Annotated in this window: 20 protein-coding genes; all 20 read left to right on the top strand. The window is 59.8% G+C overall.

Going from position 1 to position 22,005, the window contains the following annotated elements:
* Positions 1-2 precede the first annotated feature (2 nt).
* The 20 genes from DW645_RS07750 to DW645_RS07655 all read left to right on the top strand — a co-directional run bounded on the left by DW645_RS07750 (position 3) and on the right by DW645_RS07655 (position 21,878).
* The gene (locus DW645_RS07750) at positions 3-2,018 is read left to right on the top strand and encodes a dipeptide/oligopeptide/nickel ABC transporter permease/ATP-binding protein (RefSeq protein ID WP_035138893.1); all 2,016 of its coding nucleotides are present in this window, start codon (positions 3-5) and stop codon (positions 2,016-2,018) included.
* Positions 2,019-2,846 carry an ABC transporter ATP-binding protein gene (locus tag DW645_RS07745; protein ID WP_006236159.1) on the top strand — a complete coding sequence of 276 codons (828 nt, stop codon included), beginning with the start codon at positions 2,019-2,021 and terminating at the stop codon, positions 2,844-2,846. It begins immediately after the preceding gene.
* Between the two features lie 80 nt (positions 2,847-2,926).
* Positions 2,927-3,904 (top strand): acetylxylan esterase, encoded by a 978-nt coding sequence (locus DW645_RS07740; protein ID WP_118227157.1) that lies wholly within the window; start codon positions 2,927-2,929, stop codon positions 3,902-3,904.
* Positions 3,897-4,748 (top strand): acetylxylan esterase, encoded by an 852-nt coding sequence (locus DW645_RS07735; protein WP_117776107.1) that lies wholly within the window; start codon positions 3,897-3,899, stop codon positions 4,746-4,748. Before DW645_RS07740 ends, DW645_RS07735 begins: the two co-directional genes overlap by 8 nt.
* A 68-nt stretch (positions 4,749-4,816) precedes the next feature.
* On the top strand, positions 4,817-5,737 hold the full coding sequence (locus tag DW645_RS07730) for a dihydrodipicolinate synthase family protein (protein WP_117647503.1): 921 nt from the start codon (positions 4,817-4,819) through the stop codon (positions 5,735-5,737).
* Between the two features lie 172 nt (positions 5,738-5,909).
* On the top strand, positions 5,910-6,875 hold the full coding sequence (locus DW645_RS07725) for an ROK family protein (protein WP_118227155.1): 966 nt from the start codon (positions 5,910-5,912) through the stop codon (positions 6,873-6,875).
* Between the two features lie 70 nt (positions 6,876-6,945).
* A complete protein-coding gene (locus tag DW645_RS07720; protein WP_022094877.1) occupies positions 6,946-7,632 on the top strand; it encodes an N-acetylmannosamine-6-phosphate 2-epimerase in 687 nt (228 codons plus the stop codon).
* 101 nt (positions 7,633-7,733) lie between these two features.
* Positions 7,734-8,654, top strand: a complete 921-nt coding sequence (rapZ, locus tag DW645_RS07715; protein ID WP_118227153.1) for an RNase adapter RapZ — start codon at positions 7,734-7,736, stop codon at positions 8,652-8,654.
* A 6-nt stretch (positions 8,655-8,660) separates the two neighbouring features.
* Positions 8,661-9,590 carry a DNA-binding protein WhiA gene (gene whiA, locus DW645_RS07710; protein WP_099431435.1) on the top strand — a complete coding sequence of 310 codons (930 nt, stop codon included), beginning with the start codon at positions 8,661-8,663 and terminating at the stop codon, positions 9,588-9,590.
* Between the two features lie 193 nt (positions 9,591-9,783).
* Entirely contained in the window at positions 9,784-10,809 is a 1,026-nt protein-coding gene (gene gap / locus DW645_RS07705) for a type I glyceraldehyde-3-phosphate dehydrogenase (RefSeq protein ID WP_022094880.1), read from the top strand.
* Between the two features lie 140 nt (positions 10,810-10,949).
* Entirely contained in the window at positions 10,950-12,140 is a 1,191-nt protein-coding gene (gene pgk / locus DW645_RS07700) for a phosphoglycerate kinase (protein ID WP_117564871.1), read from the top strand.
* Positions 12,133-12,900 carry a triose-phosphate isomerase gene (gene tpiA, locus DW645_RS07695; RefSeq protein ID WP_089572945.1) on the top strand — a complete coding sequence of 256 codons (768 nt, stop codon included), beginning with the start codon at positions 12,133-12,135 and terminating at the stop codon, positions 12,898-12,900. Before pgk ends, tpiA begins: the two co-directional genes overlap by 8 nt.
* A gap of 5 nt (positions 12,901-12,905) precedes the next feature.
* Positions 12,906-14,459: a 2,3-bisphosphoglycerate-independent phosphoglycerate mutase gene (gpmI, locus tag DW645_RS07690; RefSeq protein ID WP_118227152.1), complete on the top strand. Its 1,554-nt coding sequence runs from the start codon at positions 12,906-12,908 to the stop codon at positions 14,457-14,459.
* Positions 14,460-14,623: 164 nt separating this feature from the next.
* Positions 14,624-14,878, top strand: a complete 255-nt coding sequence (gene secG, locus DW645_RS07685; protein WP_117776111.1) for a preprotein translocase subunit SecG — start codon at positions 14,624-14,626, stop codon at positions 14,876-14,878.
* 210 nt (positions 14,879-15,088) lie between these two features.
* Complete coding sequence (gene tnpA, locus DW645_RS07680) at positions 15,089-15,559, top strand: IS200/IS605 family transposase (RefSeq protein ID WP_117734320.1); 471 nt, start codon at positions 15,089-15,091, stop codon at positions 15,557-15,559.
* Positions 15,560-15,933: 374 nt separating this feature from the next.
* Positions 15,934-17,610 carry an ABC transporter substrate-binding protein gene (locus DW645_RS07675; RefSeq protein WP_117776112.1) on the top strand — a complete coding sequence of 559 codons (1,677 nt, stop codon included), beginning with the start codon at positions 15,934-15,936 and terminating at the stop codon, positions 17,608-17,610.
* Between the two features lie 157 nt (positions 17,611-17,767).
* Positions 17,768-18,805, top strand: a complete 1,038-nt coding sequence (locus DW645_RS07670; RefSeq protein ID WP_117635931.1) for an ABC transporter permease — start codon at positions 17,768-17,770, stop codon at positions 18,803-18,805.
* 14 nt (positions 18,806-18,819) lie between these two features.
* Entirely contained in the window at positions 18,820-19,755 is a 936-nt protein-coding gene (locus DW645_RS07665; RefSeq protein ID WP_117776113.1) for an ABC transporter permease, read from the top strand.
* Between the two features lie 2 nt (positions 19,756-19,757).
* Entirely contained in the window at positions 19,758-20,849 is a 1,092-nt protein-coding gene (locus DW645_RS07660) for an ABC transporter ATP-binding protein (protein ID WP_117766059.1), read from the top strand.
* The gene (locus DW645_RS07655; RefSeq protein ID WP_117564866.1) at positions 20,850-21,878 is read left to right on the top strand and encodes an ABC transporter ATP-binding protein; all 1,029 of its coding nucleotides are present in this window, start codon (positions 20,850-20,852) and stop codon (positions 21,876-21,878) included.
* Positions 21,879-22,005 lie beyond the last annotated feature (127 nt).

The following is a 22,005-nucleotide window of genomic DNA, read 5'->3' as shown; positions in this document are numbered from 1 at the left end:
TTATGGTAAAGATTCGAGAGAAGCAAACCGAGCAGCTCGAGAAGGCTGCCTCCAAGGGGCTCAAGCTCGGTGGCTGGAAGAAGATGACGCTGTCTTCTAAGATTGCCGCCGTCGTGTTGGTGCTGGTCGCCCTGACTGCGATTCTGGCGCCCCTTCTTGCCCCCTATAGCCCGGTCGAGATTTTTACGGCTCGCCAGGCTCCCGGCAACGGATTTATCTTCGGTACCGACGATAAGGGTCGCGACATTCTGTCGCGCATGCTCTACGGTGGTCGTTACTCGCTGATTATCGGCTTTGGCGCCACTGCCATGGCTCTGGTCTGCGGCTCGGTCGTGGGCGCCCTTGCGGCGGTTTCGCGCAAGGCCGTTTCCGAGACGATCATGCGTATCCTGGACATCATCATGTCCATCCCGGGCATCGCCCTCGCGGCCGTCTTCGTCTCCATCCTGGGCAACTCCGTGCCGTCGATCATCTTCGCCATCGGCTTTATGTACACTCCGCAGATTGCCCGTATCGTGCGCGCCAACATCGTGTCCGAGTACGGCGAGGACTATGTCCGCGCGGTCATCGTTTCCGGCGCCAAGGCTCCGTGGATTTTGATCAAGCATGTTCTGCGTAACTGCATCGCCCCGATCATGGTCTTCACCGTTACCCTGGTCGCCGACGCCATCATCTTCGAGGCCTCGCTGACCTTCATCGGCGCTGGTATCCAGGAGCCCACCGCTACCTGGGGCAACATCCTCGCCGACGCCCGCGGCGGCGTGCTCGCCGGCCGTTGGTGGCAGGCGCTGTTCCCGGGCCTGGCCATCATGATCACCTGCCTGGCGCTCAACATCCTCTCCGAGGGCATTACCGACGCCATGGCCGCTGCTCCCTCCGCCGCCCTGGATCCGACCGATTCCTCCAAGCGTCGCGAGGCCGACCTGCTGGTCTCCGACCCCGTTCGCGCCTACAAGGAGCAGGCCCAGTCCCTCTCCGCTCGCCTTGGCGCCCTGCGCGATGTCGAGCTCAAGCGTGACGATCGCCATGTGCCCGACGAGTCTGTTGAGCCGATCCTTTCGGTCCGCGATTTCTGCATTCAGTTTGAGCATCACGGTGATATCAACGTCGTCGACCATGTCAACTTTGACGTCCGTCCTGGTCAGACCATGGGCCTGGTGGGCGAGTCCGGTTGCGGTAAGTCCATCACCACGCTGGCCATCATGGGCCTGACCGACGATGACGAGCACCTTTCCGGCGAGGTCCTCTGGGAGGGCCGCGACCTGCTCAAGATGAGCAAGAAGGAGTGGTTCGGCCTGCGCGGTACCGATATCGCTATGGTCTATCAGGACGCCCTGTCCTCGCTCAACCCCTCCATGCTCATCTCTGCCCAGATGAAGCAGCTCACCAAGCGCGGCGGCACCCGCAGCGCCGAGGAACTCCTGGAGCTCGTGGGCCTCGACCCCAAGCGTACGCTCGAGAGCTACCCGCATGAGCTTTCCGGTGGCCAGCGTCAGCGTGTTCTGATCGCTATGGCCCTTACCCGCGACCCCAAGCTGGTCATCTGCGACGAGCCCACGACCGCTCTGGACGTTACCGTCCAGAAGCAGGTCATCAAGCTGCTCAACGACCTTCAGGCCAAGCTCGGCTTTGCCATGATCTTCGTCTCGCATGACCTGGCGCTGGTCGCCGAGGTCGCCCATAACATCACGGTTATGTACGCCGGTCAGGTTATCGAGCAGGCGCCCACCAAGGAGCTGCTCACTAACCCGATCCACGAGTACACCCGCGGTCTTCTGGGCTCCGTTCTGTCCATCGAGAGCGGTTCGGGTCGTCTGCACCAGGTGCCCGGCGCCGTTCCGAGCCCGCGCGATTTCCCCAAGGGCGATCGCTTCGCGCCCCGCTCGAGCCATCCGCGCATTGGCCTGGACACCCGTCCGGTCTTCAAGCGCGTGCCCGGCACCGAGCACTTCTATTCCGAGCTCCCCGACGAGGTGCTCAAGGCAAATGGTTTGACCCCTCACGCGGAGGTGATGTAGATGAGCGAGACCGCAGTCAACGGCGTCGAGCCGATCATCTTCCTTGATGACGTCCACGTCACCTTTAGGACCCGTACCGGCTCGATTCTGCACCCTAACCTGGTTCACGCCGTCCAGGGTGTAACGATTAAGCTCATGCCCGGTCAGACGATCGGCATCGTCGGCGAGTCCGGTTGCGGTAAGTCCACCACCGCCAACGTCATGTGCGGCCTGCAGGCCCCCACGAGCGGCAAGGTCTACTTTAAGGGCAAGGACGTAACCAAGCGTACCGCCGAGGACCGTCGCCACATGGGCCGTGTCATCTCGGTCGTGTTCCAGAACCCGGCCACGGCGCTCAACCCCCGCATGGTCGTTCGCGAGCAGCTGCTCGACCCCATGCGCGTCCACAACCTGGGTACCGAGGCCGAGCAGGAGAAGCGCGTCAAGGAGCTCTTGGAGCTCACCGGTCTGCCCAGCTCCGCCGCCGAGGTTCTTCCCGGCCAGCTTTCGGGCGGCCAGCGCCAGCGCGTCGCAATTGCCCGTGCTCTGTCGCTGAACCCCGATGCCATCATCGCCGACGAGCCCACCTCGGCTCTGGACGTTTCGGTCCGCGCGCAGATTCTGAACCTGCTGACCGACCTTAAGAAGGAGCTCGGCCTGGCCATGGTGTTCATCAGCCATGACATCCAGACGGTCCGCTATATCTCTGACGACATCATCGTTATGAATGGCGGCAAGATCGTCGAGCAGGGCGAGGCCAAGCAGGTCTTCCAGCACCCTCAGGACCCCTACACCAAGATGCTGCTCGGCGCTGCGCCGTCGCTGCTTCATCCCAAGCTCGGCGAGTAGGTTCGCTTTCCCTCCCGTGCGCCCGGTTCCCTTGCCGGGCGCACCTCCGTTGCGATTTCGAAAGGTTGGGTTCACGGGCCATGCCAAGCGCTCAGGAGCTACAACAGCAATTTGGTGGTTATCGGGGCGCCATGCCCCGTCCATCCGATTTCGATCTCTTTTGGAACGACCGCATGGCCGAGGCTGACGCCGTCAAGATCGACTATGCGGTCGAGGCGGCATCGATTGCCGATACTGCGACCTGCCAGTTTTTTGACCTCTGGTATACCGGCATGTGCGGCGCCCGCCTGCATGCCAAGTATCTCAAGCCGGTTTCGGACGAGCCCGTGCCGCTGGTGTTACAGTTCCACGGCTATCCGGGTGCAAGCCGCAGCTGGTTCGAGCAGGCGTCGTTTGCGGGCATGGGCATGGCGCTCATTGCCCTCGACTGCCCCGGCCAGGGTGGCCCCTCCGAGGATATTGGTGGATTTGAAGGCACAACGGTCGCGGGCCATATCGTCGCCGGTATCGATGGCGACCCGGCCAACCTCTACTATGTCCGCTTGCACCAGGATATCCGCATTCTGTGCCGTATTGTTCGCGAGCTCGAGGGCATCGATTTTTCCCGCGTATTTGTGAACGGCGCATCACAGGGCGGCGGTTTGGGCATTGCGACCTGCGCGCTTAATAGCGAGCTTATCAATCGTGCCGCCATCCTCTATCCCTTCCTGTCGGATTTCCGCCTTGTTTGGGATCTGGATGCCGACGATATCGCTTATGAGGGCCTGCGTTATTGGTCGCGTTGGTTTGACGAGGACTCGACTCGTATTGAAGAGGCCTATGCCAAACTGGCGTACTTCGATTCAAAGAACTTTGCCCCCATGGTCAAATGCCCCGTGCTGTTTGGCGCGGGCACAGCCGATATCGTCTGCCCGCCGGCGACGCAGTTTGCGGTCTACAACAACCTGGCCTGTGAGAAGCGACACGAGTTCTTTGAGGGCTTTGGCCACGAGGAGATTCAGGACTTTGACGACATGATCATTCCGTTTTTCTGCGAGGGAGGGGAGGCTCATGTCTAAGTGCGAGAGCAATGTCGACGAGCTGATTGTCCCCAGGCTCGCGGGGATGCCTGGAACGGTTTCGTCAAGGCTCTCTGATTTCCGGGGTTGGCGCGGCGATGCTTCTGCGGATGTTTCCAAATTAGAGACAGCCGCCTCGGACTTTGAGGTTTGCGGCCTGACTGTTACGGCGATTGATTTCGTCAATCCGTGCGCGCGTTACTCCGAGGTTTCCTTTGAACTCGGCGGGTATGTCGTACACGGCCGTTTGATTGAGCCCTTAGGTCACGCCCGGGCATCCGAGCTTGTGCCGCTCTGTCTGATGTTTCACGACATCGACCGACCCGTGCGTGGATGGCATCACATGACGAGGTTTGCCGCCATGGGATATGCCGTGCTTGCGCTGGACGATGAGGCGATTGGATCCAGCGAGCTGCAGCAGGGGATTGCCTCTCCTGCTTTTGTCAAGCGCGTCCGTTGGGGTTGCGCGATGGCGAAGGTGGCGCGCAATCTTGATGGCGTGGACCCCGACCGCATCTTTGCATGGGGCGAGGGCCTTGGCGGCGGAGTCGCGCTGGCGGTTTCTGCTCTGGACGAGCGGGGCCTCGCCTGCACGGCGGTTGCCAATCCAATTCCCGGTGGCCTCGAGGCGTTGTCGTCTCGGGTGCGTGGATCGGTGCTCATGGGCACATCGCTCATGGATGCCGTGAGCGATCCCAAGGGCCAGTTTGCCGTATTCAACGGTCTTGAGTGTGACCGGAGGCATATCATCTATGCCAAATACGCTCATGAGCGCATCAATGCGTTCGAAAACGAAGTCATCGACTTTTTTAACCAAACGTTCTACCCGTGTTCTTTGGCCTAGACGGCCTGGACACTGCCAAGAAGAGTGGGTGGCATAGGGCCGCCCGCCAGACAACTAAGGAGATTCTTGTGGCAACTCAGAAATTCACCGGCGTTATCCCTCCCGTCGTTGTTCCCGATACCGAAGATCACCAGCTCGATGTTGTCTCCTTTGAGCGCAGCATCAACCGCATGATCGATGCCGGCGTCGATGGCCTGTTCTTCCTGGGATCCTCGGGCGAGGTCGTCTTCTCCACCGACGAGCGCCGTCGCCAGATTATCGCCGAGGCCGTGCGCATCGTCGATCACCGCGTGCCTGTTCTGGTCGGCATCATCGATACCGAGACCGAGCGCATGATTGAGCACGGTAAGGTCGCTCAGGAGCTGGGTGCCGATGCCCTCGTCGCCACCTGCCCGTTCTATGCCCTGCAGGGCATGACCGAGGTCGAGGAGCACTTCCGCATTCTGCACGAGGAGCTCGATCTGCCCATCTTTGCCTATGACATTCCCGTGTGCGTTCACACCAAGCTCCCCTGGAAGCTCCTTGCCAAGCTCGGCGCCGAGGGCGTCCTTGCTGGCGTCAAGGATTCCTCGGGTGATGACATCTCGTTCCGCTACCTCGTTCAGGAGAACGAGAAGAATGGCCATCCGATGAGCATCCTCACCGGTCACGAGGTCGTTGTCGACGGCGCTTACCTCGGTGGCGCCGACGGCTCTGTCCCGGGCCTTGCCAACGTTGAGCCCGAGGGCTACGTGCGCCAGTGGAAGGCCGCTCAGGCCGGCGACTGGGCTACCGTCAAGGCCGAGCAGGATCGCCTCAATGAGATTTCGCACATCTGGGACGTCACCTCGGGCGTCCAGGGCTATGCCGGTGGCGTCGGCGCCTTCAAGACCGCTATGAACCTCATGGGTATCTTCGACAGCCCGACCATGCCGCGCCCGGTGAAGGCCATGACCGGCGAGAACGTCGAGGCGATTAGGAAGGTCCTCCAGGACAACGGTCTCCTGTAAAGCTTCCCCAGGCACCCGACCTCGCCGTTCAACCGTGTGGCCATGACCCATTAGGTCAATGGCCACACGGTTTCTCGGCGATCTCAGACACCTGGAAAACCTTTACTGCGCTGTGACGGCTAGCCTGACGGCGCATTTCCTGTAGTTGTTTTTATCTCCGAAGGAGAGCGACATGGAGAACAAGTACGTCTGCTCTGTCGATATCGGCGGAACTAAAATTGCGACTGCCATCATGGAGTACCCGGCTGATGGCAGCGTGCCCCATCCGGTCTTTGAAGCCGAGGTTCCCACCGAGGCCCAAGAAGGCGGCGAGGCAGTTTTCCAGCGCATCGAGGCGTCTATTAAGGCCGCCATCGAAGCGAACCCCGATGTCGAGGTTCTTGGTGTCGGCATTGGCGCCGCAGGCGTCGTCGATCCCAAGACGGGCGCCATTGCGTATGCCAATGAGATCATGCCCGGCTGGTCCGGCGTTCAGTTGGGGCCGCGTCTGCGCGAGGACCTTGGTCTTCCCGTTGCCGTTGTGGGCGACGTGCAGGCTCATGCTCTGGGCGAGGCCCACTGGGGTGTCGGCAAGGGCAAGTTCTCCGTCTTGTGTCTTGGCATCGGTACGGGTATCGGCGGCGCATATGTCGAGAACGGCCGCGTGATGCAGGGCTTCCATGGTGCTGCTGGCCATATGGGCCACATCGAGTGCTCGGCTGCCGCCGGCATTCCCTGCGCCTGCGGGCGTTCCGGCCATCTGGAGTCGGTTGCTTCGGGCACTTCCATTGGTCGTATGTACGATGAGCGCTTTGGCCGCGTCGACCCCAGCCGTCCTTCGGTCGGTCGCGATGTGAACGACCTGTGCCGTGCAGGCGACGCAAAGGCGACCGAGGTCATCCATGATGCCGGCTTTGCGCTGGGTGCCAGCTTGGGCTCGCTCGCTAACATCCTGGACCCTGAGGTCATCGTGCTTTCGGGCGGCGTGATTCACCAAGGTCCCGATTGGCGTTCGCAGACGTGGAAGGATTCGGTGCACGAGGGCTATGCCAGCCAGGCGCTCGATCCGCTTCAGGACACGCCGATCCTCATCGGTTCTCTGGAGGGCGATGCTCCGCTCATCGGTGCCGCTGAGCATCTTCTTGCCTCGTTGAAGTAAACGTATCTGCTGTAGGAGCCTCCCGAGACAACACGCCTCGGGAGGCTGTTCTGAGAAAGGTTGCAGCCTTATGACCGTCGATCCTTTGATTCAATCCCTGAAGGGCAAGCTCGTCGTGAGCGTTCAGGCGTATATGGGCGAGCCGCTTCGTACGCCCGAGACCATGGCTCAAATGTCTCGCGCTTGCGAGCTTGGCGGCGCCGCCGCCATTCGCTGTCAGGGCCTTGCCGACATTGCCGCCATTAAGGGTCGCTGTGAGGTTCCCGTCATCGGCCTGTGGAAGGATGGACACGAGGGCGTTTACATCACGCCGACGCTGCGTCACGCTCGCGCCTGCGTTGCTGCCGGTGCCGATATCGTGGCGATCGACGCCACTGATCGTCCGCGTCCCGATGGCAAGACCGTCGAGGATACCTTCCGCCCGCTGCACGAGGAGGGTGTGCTCCTGATGGCGGATTGTGCCACCATCGAGGACATTCGCCGTGCGGTTGATATGGGCTTTGACCTGGTATCCACCACGCTTTCTCACGGCGTCGCCGCCATCGACTGCACCATGGCCGATGGCCCCGACCTGCCACTCCTGCGTCAGGCGACCGAGGAATTCCCCGGTCTTCCCATCATCTGCGAGGGCCGCGTGCACACGCCCGAGGAGGCTCGCGCTGCGATCGATGCTGGCGCCTGGGCCGTTGTCGTCGGCACCGCCATCACGCACCCCACGAGTATTACGAGTTGGTTCAAGGCTGCGCTTGAGGCGTAAGACAGGCCTCGTATCCGCTCGGGGCGGTATACTCAATATAGGCAATTGACCGCGCGGGATCCGGGTTGCTGGGTCCCGCGCTTGTTTTTGGGAGGCAGCACATGCAAAAGGGAGATGCCATGGATGCGGCGGAGCGCTCGGAGCGCATCCCCGATATCGTCATCATCACCGGAATGTCCGGATCGGGCCGCACACAGGCCATGCACGTGTTCGAGGACATGGGCTATTTTTGCATTGATAACCTGCCTCCGCGTCTCATCGCCCAGCTTGCCGAGCTCGTCGGCATCAATACGGGCGTGGGCAGGCATCTCGCCGTCACCTGCGATTTGCGTAGCCAGGGACTGTTTGACGAGTTGCTCGATGCGGTCGCCGCGCTCGAAGAGCGCGAGATGAGCTGCGACATCGTGTTCCTGGAGGCTTCTGACGAGGTGCTGATTCGTCGCTACAGCGAAAATCGCCGCCGTCATCCCATTGCCAAGCCGGGGGAGACTACGGCCGATGCCATTCAGCGCGAGCGCCTTCAGCTGCAGGGCGTGCGCGATCGAGCCGATATGATTATCGACACGAGCCGTCTGCGCACCTCTGCGCTGCGCAACAAGCTACGTATGGCATTTTCCGAACTGTCCGACCAACAGCTCATGGACGTCCATGTGTTCTCGTTTGGCTTTAAGCACGGCATGCCCGTCGAGGCGGACATTATGATCGACGTCCGCTTCCTGCCCAATCCGTTCTACGATCCCGAGATGCGCACGATGACCGGTCTCGATAAAAAGGTCTCCGATTTTGTTCTGGACCATCCCAAGACGCAGGAGTTTTGGAAGGCTTGGACACAGCTGCTCGATACGGTGATGCCGGGCTATATCGCGGAGGGTAAACCGCAGCTTTCTATCGCCATCGGCTGCACGGGCGGACAGCACCGTAGCGTCGCCATTGCCGAGGCCACGGCCCGTTACCTGGAAGGCACCCAGTATCACGTGAGCATCTCCCACCGCGACCTGTCGCGCGCCAACACGAAGGCATAGGCCTGCATGTCGTTTACCGCTGAGGTGCGCGACGAGCTTGCGCGCTGCGAACCCGAATGTGAATACTGCGATTTGTCGACGCTTGCCGCCCTGACGCGTGTGAGCGGTACGCTTTCGTTGGCCGGCTCCGGGCGGTATCGTTTGACGGTCGCGACCGAGACGGGAGCCGTCGCGCGCACGATGATCACGCTGACGCATCGCATCCTTAAGCTCAAAACGGAATTCACCGTTCGTAAATCGGTCTTGCATAAGGTCCGTAACTATCTCATTACCCTGCCCGATCAACCCGACCTGGACAAGGCTCTGGTGCTGCTGGGCATTCTAGACCGCAGGGGAGGGCTCGTCGCTGGTGTTCCCCGACACATCGTTGCCCGTCCCTGCTGCAGGCTTGCCTACATCCGCGGCGCGCTCATCGCGGGCGGCTTCGTGGCCGATCCACGCGGCGATTTTCATTTGGAGATCGCGGTGCAGGGCGAGCAATATGCTAAGGGGCTTTGCGACCTGTTGGGGCAGATTGGGGTCCATGCTCGTGTTAATGCACGGCGGGGGTCATATGCCGTATACATTAAGAGCGCCGAGGAAATCGAGCATTTATTAAAGCTGATTGGTGCCAAGCGCAGCGTTGCCGAGATTGAGGAGGCGCGCGCGGTCAAGTTGGTTAAGAACGATGTGAACCGTCGCGTGAACGCCGAGCTCGCCAACCAGACCAGAAGCGCCGGTGCTGCCCAACATCAGCTTGCGCTTATCGATGAGCTCGAGCAGCGTGGCCTTCGCGATGCGCTTCCGGATGCCTTGGCGGTCTTTTGCGACCTGCGCGAGCGCTATCCCGATCTGTCGCTGCGTGATTTGGGGGAGATGGCTGACCCTCCCTTGTCGAAGTCAGCCCTCTACCATCGAGTTTTGAGGCTTGAAAAGCTCATTGAAGCAAACAGGTAGTTTAAAGCATCGGCGTATATACGGATTTAGCTGCTATTTTATTCTTTAAAACGTTTTAACGTAAATTTGATTTTCAATTTCGAGCATTCTCGTGAAATTCAAGTCAAAAAAAAGGTATATTAGGCGAGTGGTTAGTTTGTGGGCCTCAACGGCGGGCGCTGTAGCTTGCGGGGGCCTTACGAAAGGAGACACAATGGCAGTAAAGGTTGCTATTAACGGCTTCGGTCGCATCGGTCGTCTGGCTTTCCGTCAGATGTTCGGTCATGAGGGCTCCGAGATCGTCGCTATCAACGACCTCACCTCTCCCGATATGCTCGCTTACCTGCTGAAGTACGACTCCACGCAGGGCAACTACGCTCGCGATCACGAGGTCGTTGCTGGCGAGGATTCCATCACCGTTGACGGCAAGGAGATCAAGATCTACAAGGAGGCCGACGCCAACAACCTGCCTTGGGGCGACCTCGACGTCGACGTCGTTCTCGAGTGCACCGGCTTCTACACCAGCAAGGCTAAGGCTCAGGCCCACATCAACGCTGGCGCCAAGAAGGTCGTCATCTCCGCTCCGGCCGGCAGCGATCTGCCCACCATCGTGTACAACGTCAACCATGAGACGCTGACCGCTGAGGACAACATCATCTCCGCTGCTTCCTGCACCACCAACTGCCTCGCCCCGATGGCCAAGGGTCTGAACGACTTCGCTCCCATCGTGTCCGGCATCATGACCACCATTCACGCCTGGACTGGCGACCAGATGCCGCTCGACGGCCCGCAGCGCAAGGGCAACAAGCGTCGTAGCCGCGCCTGCGCCGTTAACATTGTCCCCAACACCACCGGTGCTGCCAAGGCTATCGGCCTGGTTCTCCCCGAGCTCAACGGCAAGCTCATCGGTGCCGCCCAGCGCGTCCCGACGCCGACCGGCTCCATCACCAACCTCTACGCTGTCGTTGACAAGAAGGTCACCGTCGACGAGGTCAACGCTGCTATGAAGGCCTACGCTGCCACCATCTCCGAGACCTTCGGTTACAACGAGGACGACATCGTCTCCACCGACATCATCGGCGAGACCCACGGCTCCATCTTCGACGCCACTCAGACCATGTGCTCTGACCTCGGCAACGGCCAGACCCTCGTTCAGGTCACCTCTTGGTACGACAACGAGAACTCTTACACCTCTCAGATGGTCCGCACCATCAAGTACTTCGAGAAGTTCGTTGCTTAATTTAGCTTTTAGCGAATAGCTCGTTGAGCGTCTAAAGAAGGGCGCGGCCTCATAGGGCTTACACCCTAGGGTCGCGCCCTTTTTATAGGAAATCGTCTGCCGTAATGGGAGGCAGACACGTACGAAAGGTAGAAGCAAACATGGCCTTTACCAAGAAGACCGTCCGCGACATCGATGTCGACGGCAAGCGTGTTCTCGTCCGCGTTGACTTCAACGTGCCTATCAAGGATGGCGTCGTTGGCGATACCACCCGCATCAAGGCTGCCCTGCCCACCATCAACTACCTCGTTGAGCACAACGCTCGCGTCATCCTCATGAGCCACCTCGGCCGTCCCGATGGCACCGGCTTCCAGCCCGAGCTGTCCCTCGAGCCCGTCGCCAAGAAGCTCGCTGAGCTCTCTGGTCTCGATGTTGCCTTTGTCGCCGACACCTACGGCGAGAAGGCTGCTGAGGCTGTTGCCGCCGTCGAGCCGGGCAAGGTCCTCGTTCTCGAGAACGTCCGTTTTGACAAGCGTGAGAAGAAGAACGATCCCGAGATCGCCAAGAAGCTCGCTTCCTATGGTGACGTCTTCGTTCTCGATGCCTTCGGCACCGCTCACCGCGCCCAGGGTTCCGTCGTGGGCCCCGCCGCTTACCTGCCTGCCGTCGCCGGCTTCCTGCTCGAGAAGGAGGTCGACACGCTGACCGGCATCTTCGCCGAGCCCGAGCGCCCCTTCGTCGCTATCGTCGGCGGTTCCAAGGTTTCCTCCAAGATCGGCGTTCTCGATCACCTCATCGACTCCGCTGATACCCTGATCATCGGTGGCGGCATGGCCTACACCTTCTTCCTGGCTCAGGGTCTGACCGTCGGTCAGTCCCTCAAGGAAGAGGACTGGGTCGAGCGCGCCGGCGAGATGCTCAAGAAGGCCGAGGAGAAGGGCGTCAAGATCCTGCTCCCCATCGACAACCGCGTTGCCGATCACTTTGGCGAGGACGCTGTCCCCGAGGTTGTCGCTTCCGACGCTATCCCCGACGATCGTGAGGGCATGGACATCGGCCCCAAGACCGAGGAGCTCTACGCCGAGGCCGTCAAGGGCGCCAAGACCGTGTTCTGGAACGGCCCCATGGGCGTCTTCGAGTTCGACAACTTCGCTCACGGCACCCAGGCTATCGCCGAGGCCGTCGCCGAGGCCGACTGCACCTCGATCATCGGCGGTGGTGACTCTGTCGCGGCTGTCAACAAGTTCAACCTGGCCGACAAGATGAGCTGGATCTCCACCGGTGGTGGCGCTTCCATGGAGCTCGTCGAGGGTAAGGCCCTGCCCGGAGTGGAGGCGCTTCTCGATGCCTAATCGCACCCTTCTTATCGCTGGTAACTGGAAGATGAACAACGACGTCGCCGAGGCCGCCAAGCTCGCCGACGAGCTGGCTCAGGCTCTGCCCGAGGTTCCGGCTGGCGTCGAGGTGCTCGTCTGCCCTCCGACCATTGACATCACCACGGTTCATGACCGTATTCAGGCTGCCCCCATCGCCCTCGGTGCTCAGAACGTGTACTGGGAGGCCAAGGGTGCCTTCACCGGTGAGTCCTCTTGCGACATGCTCAAGTCCGCTGGCTGCACCTACTGCATCATCGGTCACTCCGAGCGTCGCGACTACTTCCACGAGACCGACGAGGATCAGAACAAGAAGGCCAAGGCCCTCGTTGCCGCCGGTCTTGTTCCCGTCTTCTGCTGCGGCGAGTCCCTCGAGGTCCGCGAGGCTGGCACCTATGTCGAGCACGTCGTGAACCAGGTCAAGGCTGGCCTTGCTGGTCTTGAGATCACCTGCCCCAAGCAGGTCGTCGTCGCCTACGAGCCCATCTGGGCCATCGGCACCGGAAAGACCGCTACCGCTGAGGACGCCCAGGAGGTCTGCGGCGCTATCCGTGAGACCCTCAAGGAGATGTTTGGCGAGGAGCTCGCCGACGGTATCCGCGTCCTGTACGGTGGTTCCGCTAAGCCCGGCAACATTGCCGAGCTCGTCGCCAAGCCCGACGTTGACGGCGCCCTCGTGGGCGGCGCTTCGCTCAAGGCTGCCGACTTCGCCTCTATGGTCGTCAAGGCAGGCGAGTAGGACATATGGCACAGCGTCATCTTCCTGCACTCCTGATCATCATGGATGGCTGCGGCCTTGCTCCGGCTGATGGCGAGAACGCCGTCGCCGCTGCCAAGACGCCCTTCCTTGATAGCCTGTACGAGAAGTATCCTCACACCACGCTCGGTGCTTCGGGCGAGGACGTGGGCCTTCCCGACGGTCAGATGGGCAACTCCGAGGTGGGTCACCTCAACATCGGTGCCGGTCGCATCGTGTTCCAGGAGCTTTCGCGCATCAACAATGCCATCAAGGACGGCTCCATCGCCAAGAACGAGGTCTTCGTCAAGGCTATGGACGACGTCAAGGCCGAAGGCAAGACCCTGCACCTCATGGGCCTTATGAGCCCTGGCGGTGTTCATTCTCACATGAACCACGTCGAGGCTCTGGTCAAGATGGCTGCCCAGCATGGCGTCAAGACCGTTCGCGTCCACGCCTTCATGGATGGCCGCGACGTCGACCCGCAGTCCGGTGCCGGCTACATGAGCGAGTTCTGCGCCTTCCTGGCTAAGATCTCCGAGGAGACCGGTTGCGACGCTCGCGTTGCCACCGTTTCGGGCCGCTATTGGGCTATGGACCGCGACAACCGCTGGGAGCGCATCCAGCGTGCCTACGACGTCATGGTCAACGCGTCCGATGCCGATACCGACCCCGTTGCCGGTATCAAGGCCTACTACGAGAAGGATCCGCGCGGCGACGAGTTCGTCGAGCCCTTCGCTGCCCACAACGAGGGCATTCACGAGGACGACGCGGCCATCTTCTTCAACTTCCGTCCCGACCGCGCTCGTCAGATGACTCGCGTGTTCACGGACAAGGAGTTCGACGGCTTTGAGCGCGAGCAGATTAAGCTCTCGCACTTTGTGACGATGACCGAGTATGATCCGACGTTTGACGTCGAGGTCGCCTTCCCCAAGACGTTCCCCGAGAACGTCCTGGCCGACGTTATCGCCGCCAATGGCCTGAAGCAGCTGCACACCGCCGAGACCGAGAAGTACGCCCACGTGACGTTCTTCCTCAACGGCGGCATCGAGGAGCCCAAGGAGGGCGAGGAGCGCGTGCTCGTCGCTTCCCCCAAGGTCGCTACCTACGATCTGCAGCCCGAGATGAGCGCTCCCGAGGTTACCGAGAAGCTTGTCGCCGCTATCAACGAGGATCGCGCTGATTTCTACATCGTGAACTTCGCGAACTGCGACATGGTTGGTCACACCGGTGTATTCGACGCCGCCGTTAAGGCCGTCGAGGCTGTTGACGATGCTCTGTCCAAGGTTGTCCCGGCGATTCTCGCCAAGGGCGGCTTTGCGCTGATCACCGCCGACCACGGTAACGCCGACCACATGTTTGACGTCGCTTCCGATGGTTCCAAGCATCCGTTCACGGCTCACACTACCAACCGCGTGCCGTTCATCATCGTTGATGATAAGGCCAAGCTCACCGGTATCGAGGACGGCCGTCTCTCCGATATCGCTCCGACCATGCTCACCATGGCTGGTCTTGAGCCTTCCGCCGAGATGACGGGTCGCGTGCTCGCCACCGAGGCCTAATAGAAAACAAATACCGTTTTCTAGTAAGGGGGTTGTCCACAACCGGACGACCCCTTTTTTGGTATTTCTGCCATTTCTACCCCGTCCCTAAATGGCGGATGGGGGAGTGTTGGAGGTTGTGGTACAGTACTGGAGTTTAAATTGTTCTATTAAGGAGCTTATCTATGGGTCCGTTCCAGATTCTTCTGTTTGTCGTTTGGGCTATCTCTGCCGTGGCGCTGACGATTCTCGTCCTGATGCACTCCGGTAAGGGTACCGGCGTTTCGGATATGATCGCTAGCTCGCTGTATAACTCCAGCTCTGCCACGGGCGTCATGGAGCAGAACCTCGATCGCCTGACGGTAATTATGGCCGTCGTTTTTGCTGTGTGTGTCGTTCTGTGCATGTTCTTCTTCCCGCAGGGCATCGTCGGCTACTAAGCATCGGCGTATATACGTTTGTAAAGGGTCCCGCATGTGCGGGGCCCTTTTTGTTAAAGGCTTTAGCCTGTGCGGGGCGCGCAGCGCGCCGCATCAGAAACCACCCGCTATGCGGGTGGGGACAACCGGCTTTACAAAGCCGCCCCCTCGCCGGACACTTGCGATTGTTCAGGCCGCAAGGAATCCGAGTCGAGAGGGCGGTGGTGGCGTATGGCCCAGAAGGCCTACAGCCTGTCGCACACGAAGTGGATGTGCAAGTACCACGTCGTGTTCACGCCGAAGTATAGGCGCAAAGTCATCTACAACCAAATAAGGTCCGACCTTGGGGAGATCTTCAGGAAGCTCTGCCAGTACAAGGGGATAGAGATCATCGAGGGGCACCTGATGCCCGACCACGTCCACATGCTGCTGGCGATACCGCCGAAGTACAGCGTGTCCAGCGTGATGGGCTATCTGAAGGGGAAAAGCTCGCTGATGGTATTCGACAGGCACGCGAACATGAAGTACAAGTTCGGCAACAGGAAGTTCTGGGCCGAGGGCTACTACGTTTCCACCGTCGGCCTGAACGAGGCGACGATCGCGAAGTACATCCGGGAGCAGGAGAAGGCCGACATCGCGCTCGACCGGCTGAGCGTCAAGGAGTACGAGGACCCCTTCGATAGGGGGCCGGGGCGCAAATAGCGCCGGTTTGACCGGCCCGTCACGGGTCAACCTGCAGTGCGGCCCGAACCCCGTGAGGGCCGGCGCCTTTAGACGCGTGCCGGAAATCCAAGGGTTATACCCTAAGAGCAAACCACCCCTTTTAGGGGTGGTTTTGATTTACAGACTTGTAATAGAGTCAAAATATCCCCACATACTTCGCCTAACTAAAGAAATTCTCGACCGTTAACCGGAATTAGCGCCATATTGTGCATAAAATGCGCTACTGTATTGCGAAACGTTGGTCCGCACTGCATAACCAGCCATAACGGCGGACCGCGTTTGAATGGTTCGATCGGGCTGTCTCGACGTTGCCCGGCCGAATTCACTTTGTCCTATCTCATAAGGAGGATGGCATGGCTGATTCTATGTTCCACCAGCCCGTTATGGGTCGTCGCGCCTTTGTTGGCGGCACCCTCGCTGCGAGCTCCATGGCTTTTCTTGCCGCATGCGGCAAGAAGGGCGGCGACGCTTCCGGTTCTGAGTCCGGTTCGACGCTGAACTTCTACATCAACAACCCGGTCTGCATCGACCCCTACAACGTCCAGGAGGATCAGGGCACTCAGGTCGAGTACCAGCTCTTCGACGCTCTGACGGAGTACGATAACGAGAAGGGCGAGATCGTTCCGCTGGCTTGCGAGTCCTTCGAGGCTAACGACGACGCCACCGAGTTCACCTTCAAGATCAAGAAGGCCAAGTTCCACAACGGTGACGACGTTACTTCCAAGTCCTTCAAGCTCGGTTGGGAGCGCCTGGTCAACACCAAGTCGGCCATCGCTACCGAGTATGGTCCTTCCGAGGTCTCCTACCACCTTTCCATGGTCGAGGGCTATGATGATCTGCTTGCCGGTAACGCTACCGAGCTGTCCGGCGTTACCTGCCCGGATGACGAGACCCTCGTCGTCAAGCTGACTTCCGCCTACGCCGACTTCCCGTTCGTCGCCTCTCACCCGGCTCTGTCCCCGGTTCCCGAGTGCGCCGAGTCCGATGTCAAGAGCTTCTACCTTGCCCCGGTCGGTAACGGCCCGTTCATGATGGACGGCAAGTGGGAGGATGGTCAGGAGATCAACCTCAAGAAGTTTGACGATTACTATGGCGACAAGGCAAAGATCGACGCCATCCACTTCCAGGTCATCAAGGACGTGGAGACCGCTTACAAGGAGTTCCAGGCCGGCAACCTCGATGTCTGCGACGTTCCCGTTGCTCAGATCGACGCCGCCAAGAAGGACCGCGGCGAGTCCAAGGATGGCTACACCATGGGTGACGGCGAGCGCATGCTGCTCGGCTCCGAGCCTTCCACGTACTATCTGACGTGCAACACCACGGCCGAGCCGTTCAACAACGCTGACCTGCGCAGGGGCATCTCCCTGGCTATCAACCGTGAGGCCATCTGCAAGACCATCTTCAAGGGCACCCGTACCCCCGCTGACGGCATCGTTCCTCCGGGAATTGCCGGCTACAAGGAGGGCGCATGGGAGTTCTGCGCCTATGACGTCGACAAGGCTAACGAGTACCTCGACAAGGTCGCTCCCGCTGGCGCTAACGGCGATCGTGGCATCAATGTGACCCTGTCCTACAACCAGGACGGTGGCCACAAGGAGATCATGGAGTCCATCATCGGCGACCTCGCCAAGGTGGGCGTCACCGCCGTCTCCGATACTCCCGAGTGGTCTGCCCTGCTCGAGCAGTATCAGAACTTCAACTATCAGTTCGGCCGTCTGGGCTGGATCGCCGATTACCCGATCATGGACAACTTCCTGTACCCGCTGTTCCACTCCGACTCCCTCGGTGGCGACAACCGCTCTGGTTACAACAACCCCGAGTTCGATGCCAAGGTCGATGAGGCCCGTGCCACGGTTGACGACGACGAGCGCATCGCCAAGATGCAGGAGGCTGACGCTATGGTCGCCGCTGACTGCCCGGTTATCCCGGTGATGTTCTACACGCACACCATCGTCGGCTCCGATCGCGTCAAGTACCTCTATGTCGATCCGCAGAAGCACGCCGATCTGGGTACCGCTGAGCTCGCCTAAGAGTTTTGCAGCTTCCATGAGGGTCAAGTATTTACGTAGACCTCATGGGAAACATACAGTTCTCCCTAACCTGGGGTAAACTGGCTGATGGTAATTTTGGGATGCCGGTCTGGCGATCGGCATCCCATTTAGGTTAATCCCTAGATAGGGGAGTGGTATGGGTAAGTACATCGTTAAACGTGTGCTTCAGTTCATCCCGGTATTTTTGGGCGTTACGTTGATTCTGTTCGCCCTCCAGAATATTGTGCCGGGAGACCCGATCAAGCTGATCGGTGGAGACAAGGCTCTGTCCCCCGAGGTAGAGCTTCAACTTCGCGTGCGCTATCACCTGGTCCAGGCGGACGAGGACGGCAACGCGATCCTTGACGAGAACGGCGATCCCGTTCCAACGTCGCTTGTGGACCAATACTTGAATTACATGAATGGTCTGCTTCATGGCGATCTGGGCAATTCGTATCAGCGCAAGCTGCCGGTTGCGGAAATCTTTGCCCAGAAGTATCCGTATACGGTTAAACTCGCCGCGTGCGCCATTGTGCTCGAGGCAATCATGGGTATCGGTGCGGGTATCATTTCGGCGGTAAAGCGCTATTCCTTCTGGGATATTTTGGTAACGCTGACCACGTCGATCCTCGTTGCCGTTCCTGCATTCTGGCTCGGTATGCTGCTGCAGCTGTTCTTTGGCGTCATCCTTAAGGATGCCACCGGCGGCGCATTCTCCATGCCGATCTCGGGTGCCGGCGGCTCCAGCTCTCAGTATCAGGATTGGATGCACTATGTGCTTCCGACCATTACGCTGGCTTCGGTTTCGACCGCCTATGCTGCCCGCATCATGCGCTCGCAGCTACTCGACGTCATGAATCAGGATTACATCCGCACGGCAAAGGCCAAGGGTCTCTCCAATCGCGCGATCATCGTCAAGCATGCGCTTAAGAATGCACTCATCCCCGTTGTTACCTATATTGGTGTCGACTTCGGCGGCATGCTTTCGGGCGCCATCCTGACCGAGACGGTCTTTAACTGGCCCGGTATCGGCTCTGAGGTCTACCGCGCCATTAGCATGCGCGACTGGCCCATCGTTATGGGCGGCGTTACGCTCATTGTTGTCGTCGTTATGGTGATCAACCTTCTCGTCGACATTAGCTATGCATTCCTCGACCCGCGTATCCGCCTCGGCGGTCCGTCGGATAAGGCCTAAGGGAGGTACGTCTCATGCAGGAAACTGATTCTCAGTCTCAGGAGCAGGCTACCGCCACTAAGGCCGCATCTGCTCCCGCCAAGTCCCGCACGCTGTGGGGCGACGCTTTCAAGCGTCTTCGCAAGAATAAGCTCGCCGTTATCGGTATCTGCTGGATTATCATCGTCGTTTTGGTTGCCTTGACCGCAGACCTGTGGGCTAAGCCCTGGCTCGGGTCGCCGACGGCTTCTGACTCGACGACCATGGCCGAGACTTCGCTGCTGGCTCCGTGTGCCGAGCACCCGTTTGGTACCGACGCCCTTGGCCGCGACATTCTCGTCCGAGTTATCTACGGCGCGCGCGTTTCGCTTTCCGTCGGTATTATGGCCACCGCCATCTCCACGGTGATCGGTCTGATCATGGGCGCCCTGGCCGGTTTCTATGGCGGCATCTGGGATACGATCATCATGCGCTTCGCGGATATCTTCCTGGCGTTCCCGTACGTGCTGTTCGTTGTCGCCATGATCGCCGTTATCGGCCGTGGTCTTCAGAACGTCTTTATCGCCATCGGTATTCTCGGCTGGCCCTCGATTGCGCGCGTCTTCCGATCCGCGATCCTGACGGTCAAGGAAAACGACTATGTTGACGCTGCGCGCGCGATGGGCGCATCCGATGCTCGTATCGTCGTGCGTCACATCTTCCCGAACTCCGTCGCCTCCATCGTGGTCTACGCGACCATGAACATTGGTGGTGCCATTTTGACCGAGTCCGCTCTGTCCTTCCTCGGCATGGGCGTTATTCCGCCTACGCCTTCGTGGGGCTCCATGATTCAGGACGGTCAGCAGTATCTTCTGACTGCTCCCTGGATGATGATCATGCCCGGTCTGGCAATTCTCTCGACGGTGCTCGCCTTCACCCTGCTGGGTGACGGTCTGCGCGACGCCCTCGACGTCAAGATGAAGGACGCATAAGGATGAAGAAGAACAAGAACTATGTGGACCTGAAGGACCAGCCGGTTCCCGAGGGCCAGCATCTGCTCGAGGTCGATGACCTTAAGATGTATTTCCACACCGAGGATGGCGTGGTTCGCGCTGTCGACGGTGTGTCCTACACGCTCGATCGCGGCGAGACCCTGGGCGTCGTCGGCGAGTCCGGCTCGGGTAAGTCCGTGACCGCCATGACCATCATGGGCCTTATCTCGATGCCTCCGGGAAAGATTGAGGGCGGTGACGTTCGCTATCGCGGTCGTTCTATCCTTGAGATGACCGAGGAAGAGATGCAGCACATTCGCGGTAACGATATCGCGATGATCTTCCAGGATCCTATGACCTCCCTTAACCCGGTCTATAAGATCGGTAAGCAGGTGGGCGAGGGCCTTCGTCTGCATCGTGGCTACTCCAAGCAGGAGGCGCTCAAGCGCGCCACCGAGCTCTTGGACCTCGTGGGTATTCCCGAGCCCGAGAAGCGCGTCAACGAGTATCCGCACCAGTTCTCCGGCGGTATGCGTCAGCGTGTCATGATTGCCATGGCTCTTGCCTGCGATCCCGATATCCTGATTGCCGACGAGCCCACGACGGCTCTGGACGTTACCATTCAGGCTCAGATTATCGAGCTCATGCAGGAGATGCAGCAGAAGAACGGCAACGCCATTATCATGATTACCCATGACTTGGGCGTCGTCGCCGATATGGCCGATAAGATCATGGTTATGTACGCCGGCCGTCCCGTCGAGTTCGGTACTGCTGAGGAAATCTTCTACGAGAGCCGCCATCCCTACACCTGGGGTCTTATTCGTTCCATTCCGGAGCAGGCCATCGAGGAGAAGAAGCCTCTTACGCCGATTCACGGCAACCCGCCTTCGCTCATGAACTTGCCTGAGGGCTGCGTCTTCTCTCCTCGTTGCCCCTATGCGACGGACAAGTGCCGCAAGCAGCGCCCCGAGCGCGTTGTTACCGAGTCTGGCCATTACTCTGCGTGCCACTACTCCGGTGACCCCGAGTTCCTCAAGAACGCTCCTGAGACGTCCCGTACGCGCAAGGATTCCAAGAAGGGAGGCGAGGCGTAAATGACAGACAATAACGAGCGCACTCCGCTGCTGAAGGTCGAGCATCTTTCTAAGGAGTTCCCTGCAGAGTCCGGCATGTTCGCCAAGCGTTTTTCCAAGCGTGTCGTCTCTGCTGTGAATGACATTTCGTTCGAGATTTATCCGGGCGAGACCTTTGGCCTGGTCGGCGAGTCTGGTTGCGGTAAGTCCACCACGGGTCGCACCATCATGCGTCTGACCAAGCCGACTGCCGGTAAGGTGTTCTTCCAGGGCAAAGATGTTGCCGAGATGAGCAAGCACGAGATCAAGGATATGCGTCGTGAGATGCAGTTTATCTTCCAGGATCCTTATGCATCGCTGAACCCTCGTATGACCATCGGCGAGATCGTCTCCGAGCCCATGACCATTCACGGCGTGGGTACCAAGGAAGAGCGTATCGAGCGTGTCCGCGAGCTTCTCGACGTCGTCGGACTGAACCCCGAGCACATCAACCGCTATCCGCACGAGTTCTCGGGCGGCCAGCGCCAGCGTGTCGGCATTGCCCGCGCCTTTGCGCTCAAGCCCAAGCTGATTATCTGCGATGAGCCCGTCTCTGCGCTTGACGTATCCATTCAGGCCCAGGTTCTGAACCTTCTTAAGGAGCTCCAGGACAAGTTCGGTACGGCTTATCTCTTCATTGCTCACGACCTCTCTGTCGTGCAGCACATTTCTGATCGCGTTGCCGTTATGTATCTGGGCAAGATGGTCGAGGTTTCGGACTGGAAGACGCTCTACAGTGAGCCGCACCACCCGTACACGCAGTCGCTGCTGTCTGCCGTGCCGGTGCCCGATCCGGATATCCAGAAGACCCGCAAGCGCATCATTCTCGCTGGCGATCCGCCGTCGCCGCTGGATCCGCCGACCGGTTGCCGTTTCCACACGCGCTGCCCGATCGCGCAGGGCATCTGCTCCGAGAAGCTTCCCGAGTTTAAGGAAGTCGCACCGGGTCACTGCTGCGCCTGCCACTTCGCCGAGCCGTTCCCGATCAAGGAATCGCACATCGACCTGTAGTCGGTGTTCTCGTTCGGGCCCGCCCTGGTGTTGCTTTTCAGAACGTCCTCGGACATGTCGGAAGCCCCGCTGCGCGCTACGCGCTGCGGGGCTTCCTCCGTCCTGCGGGACGTTCTGAAAAGCAACA

The sequence above is a fragment of the Collinsella sp. AM23-17 genome (genome assembly GCF_003470945.1).
In the GTDB taxonomy this organism is placed as follows: domain Bacteria; phylum Actinomycetota; class Coriobacteriia; order Coriobacteriales; family Coriobacteriaceae; genus Collinsella; species Collinsella aerofaciens_O.
The sequence above is the reverse complement of the archived record's forward strand: the minus strand, read 5'-3'. Positions and strand labels throughout refer to the sequence as shown.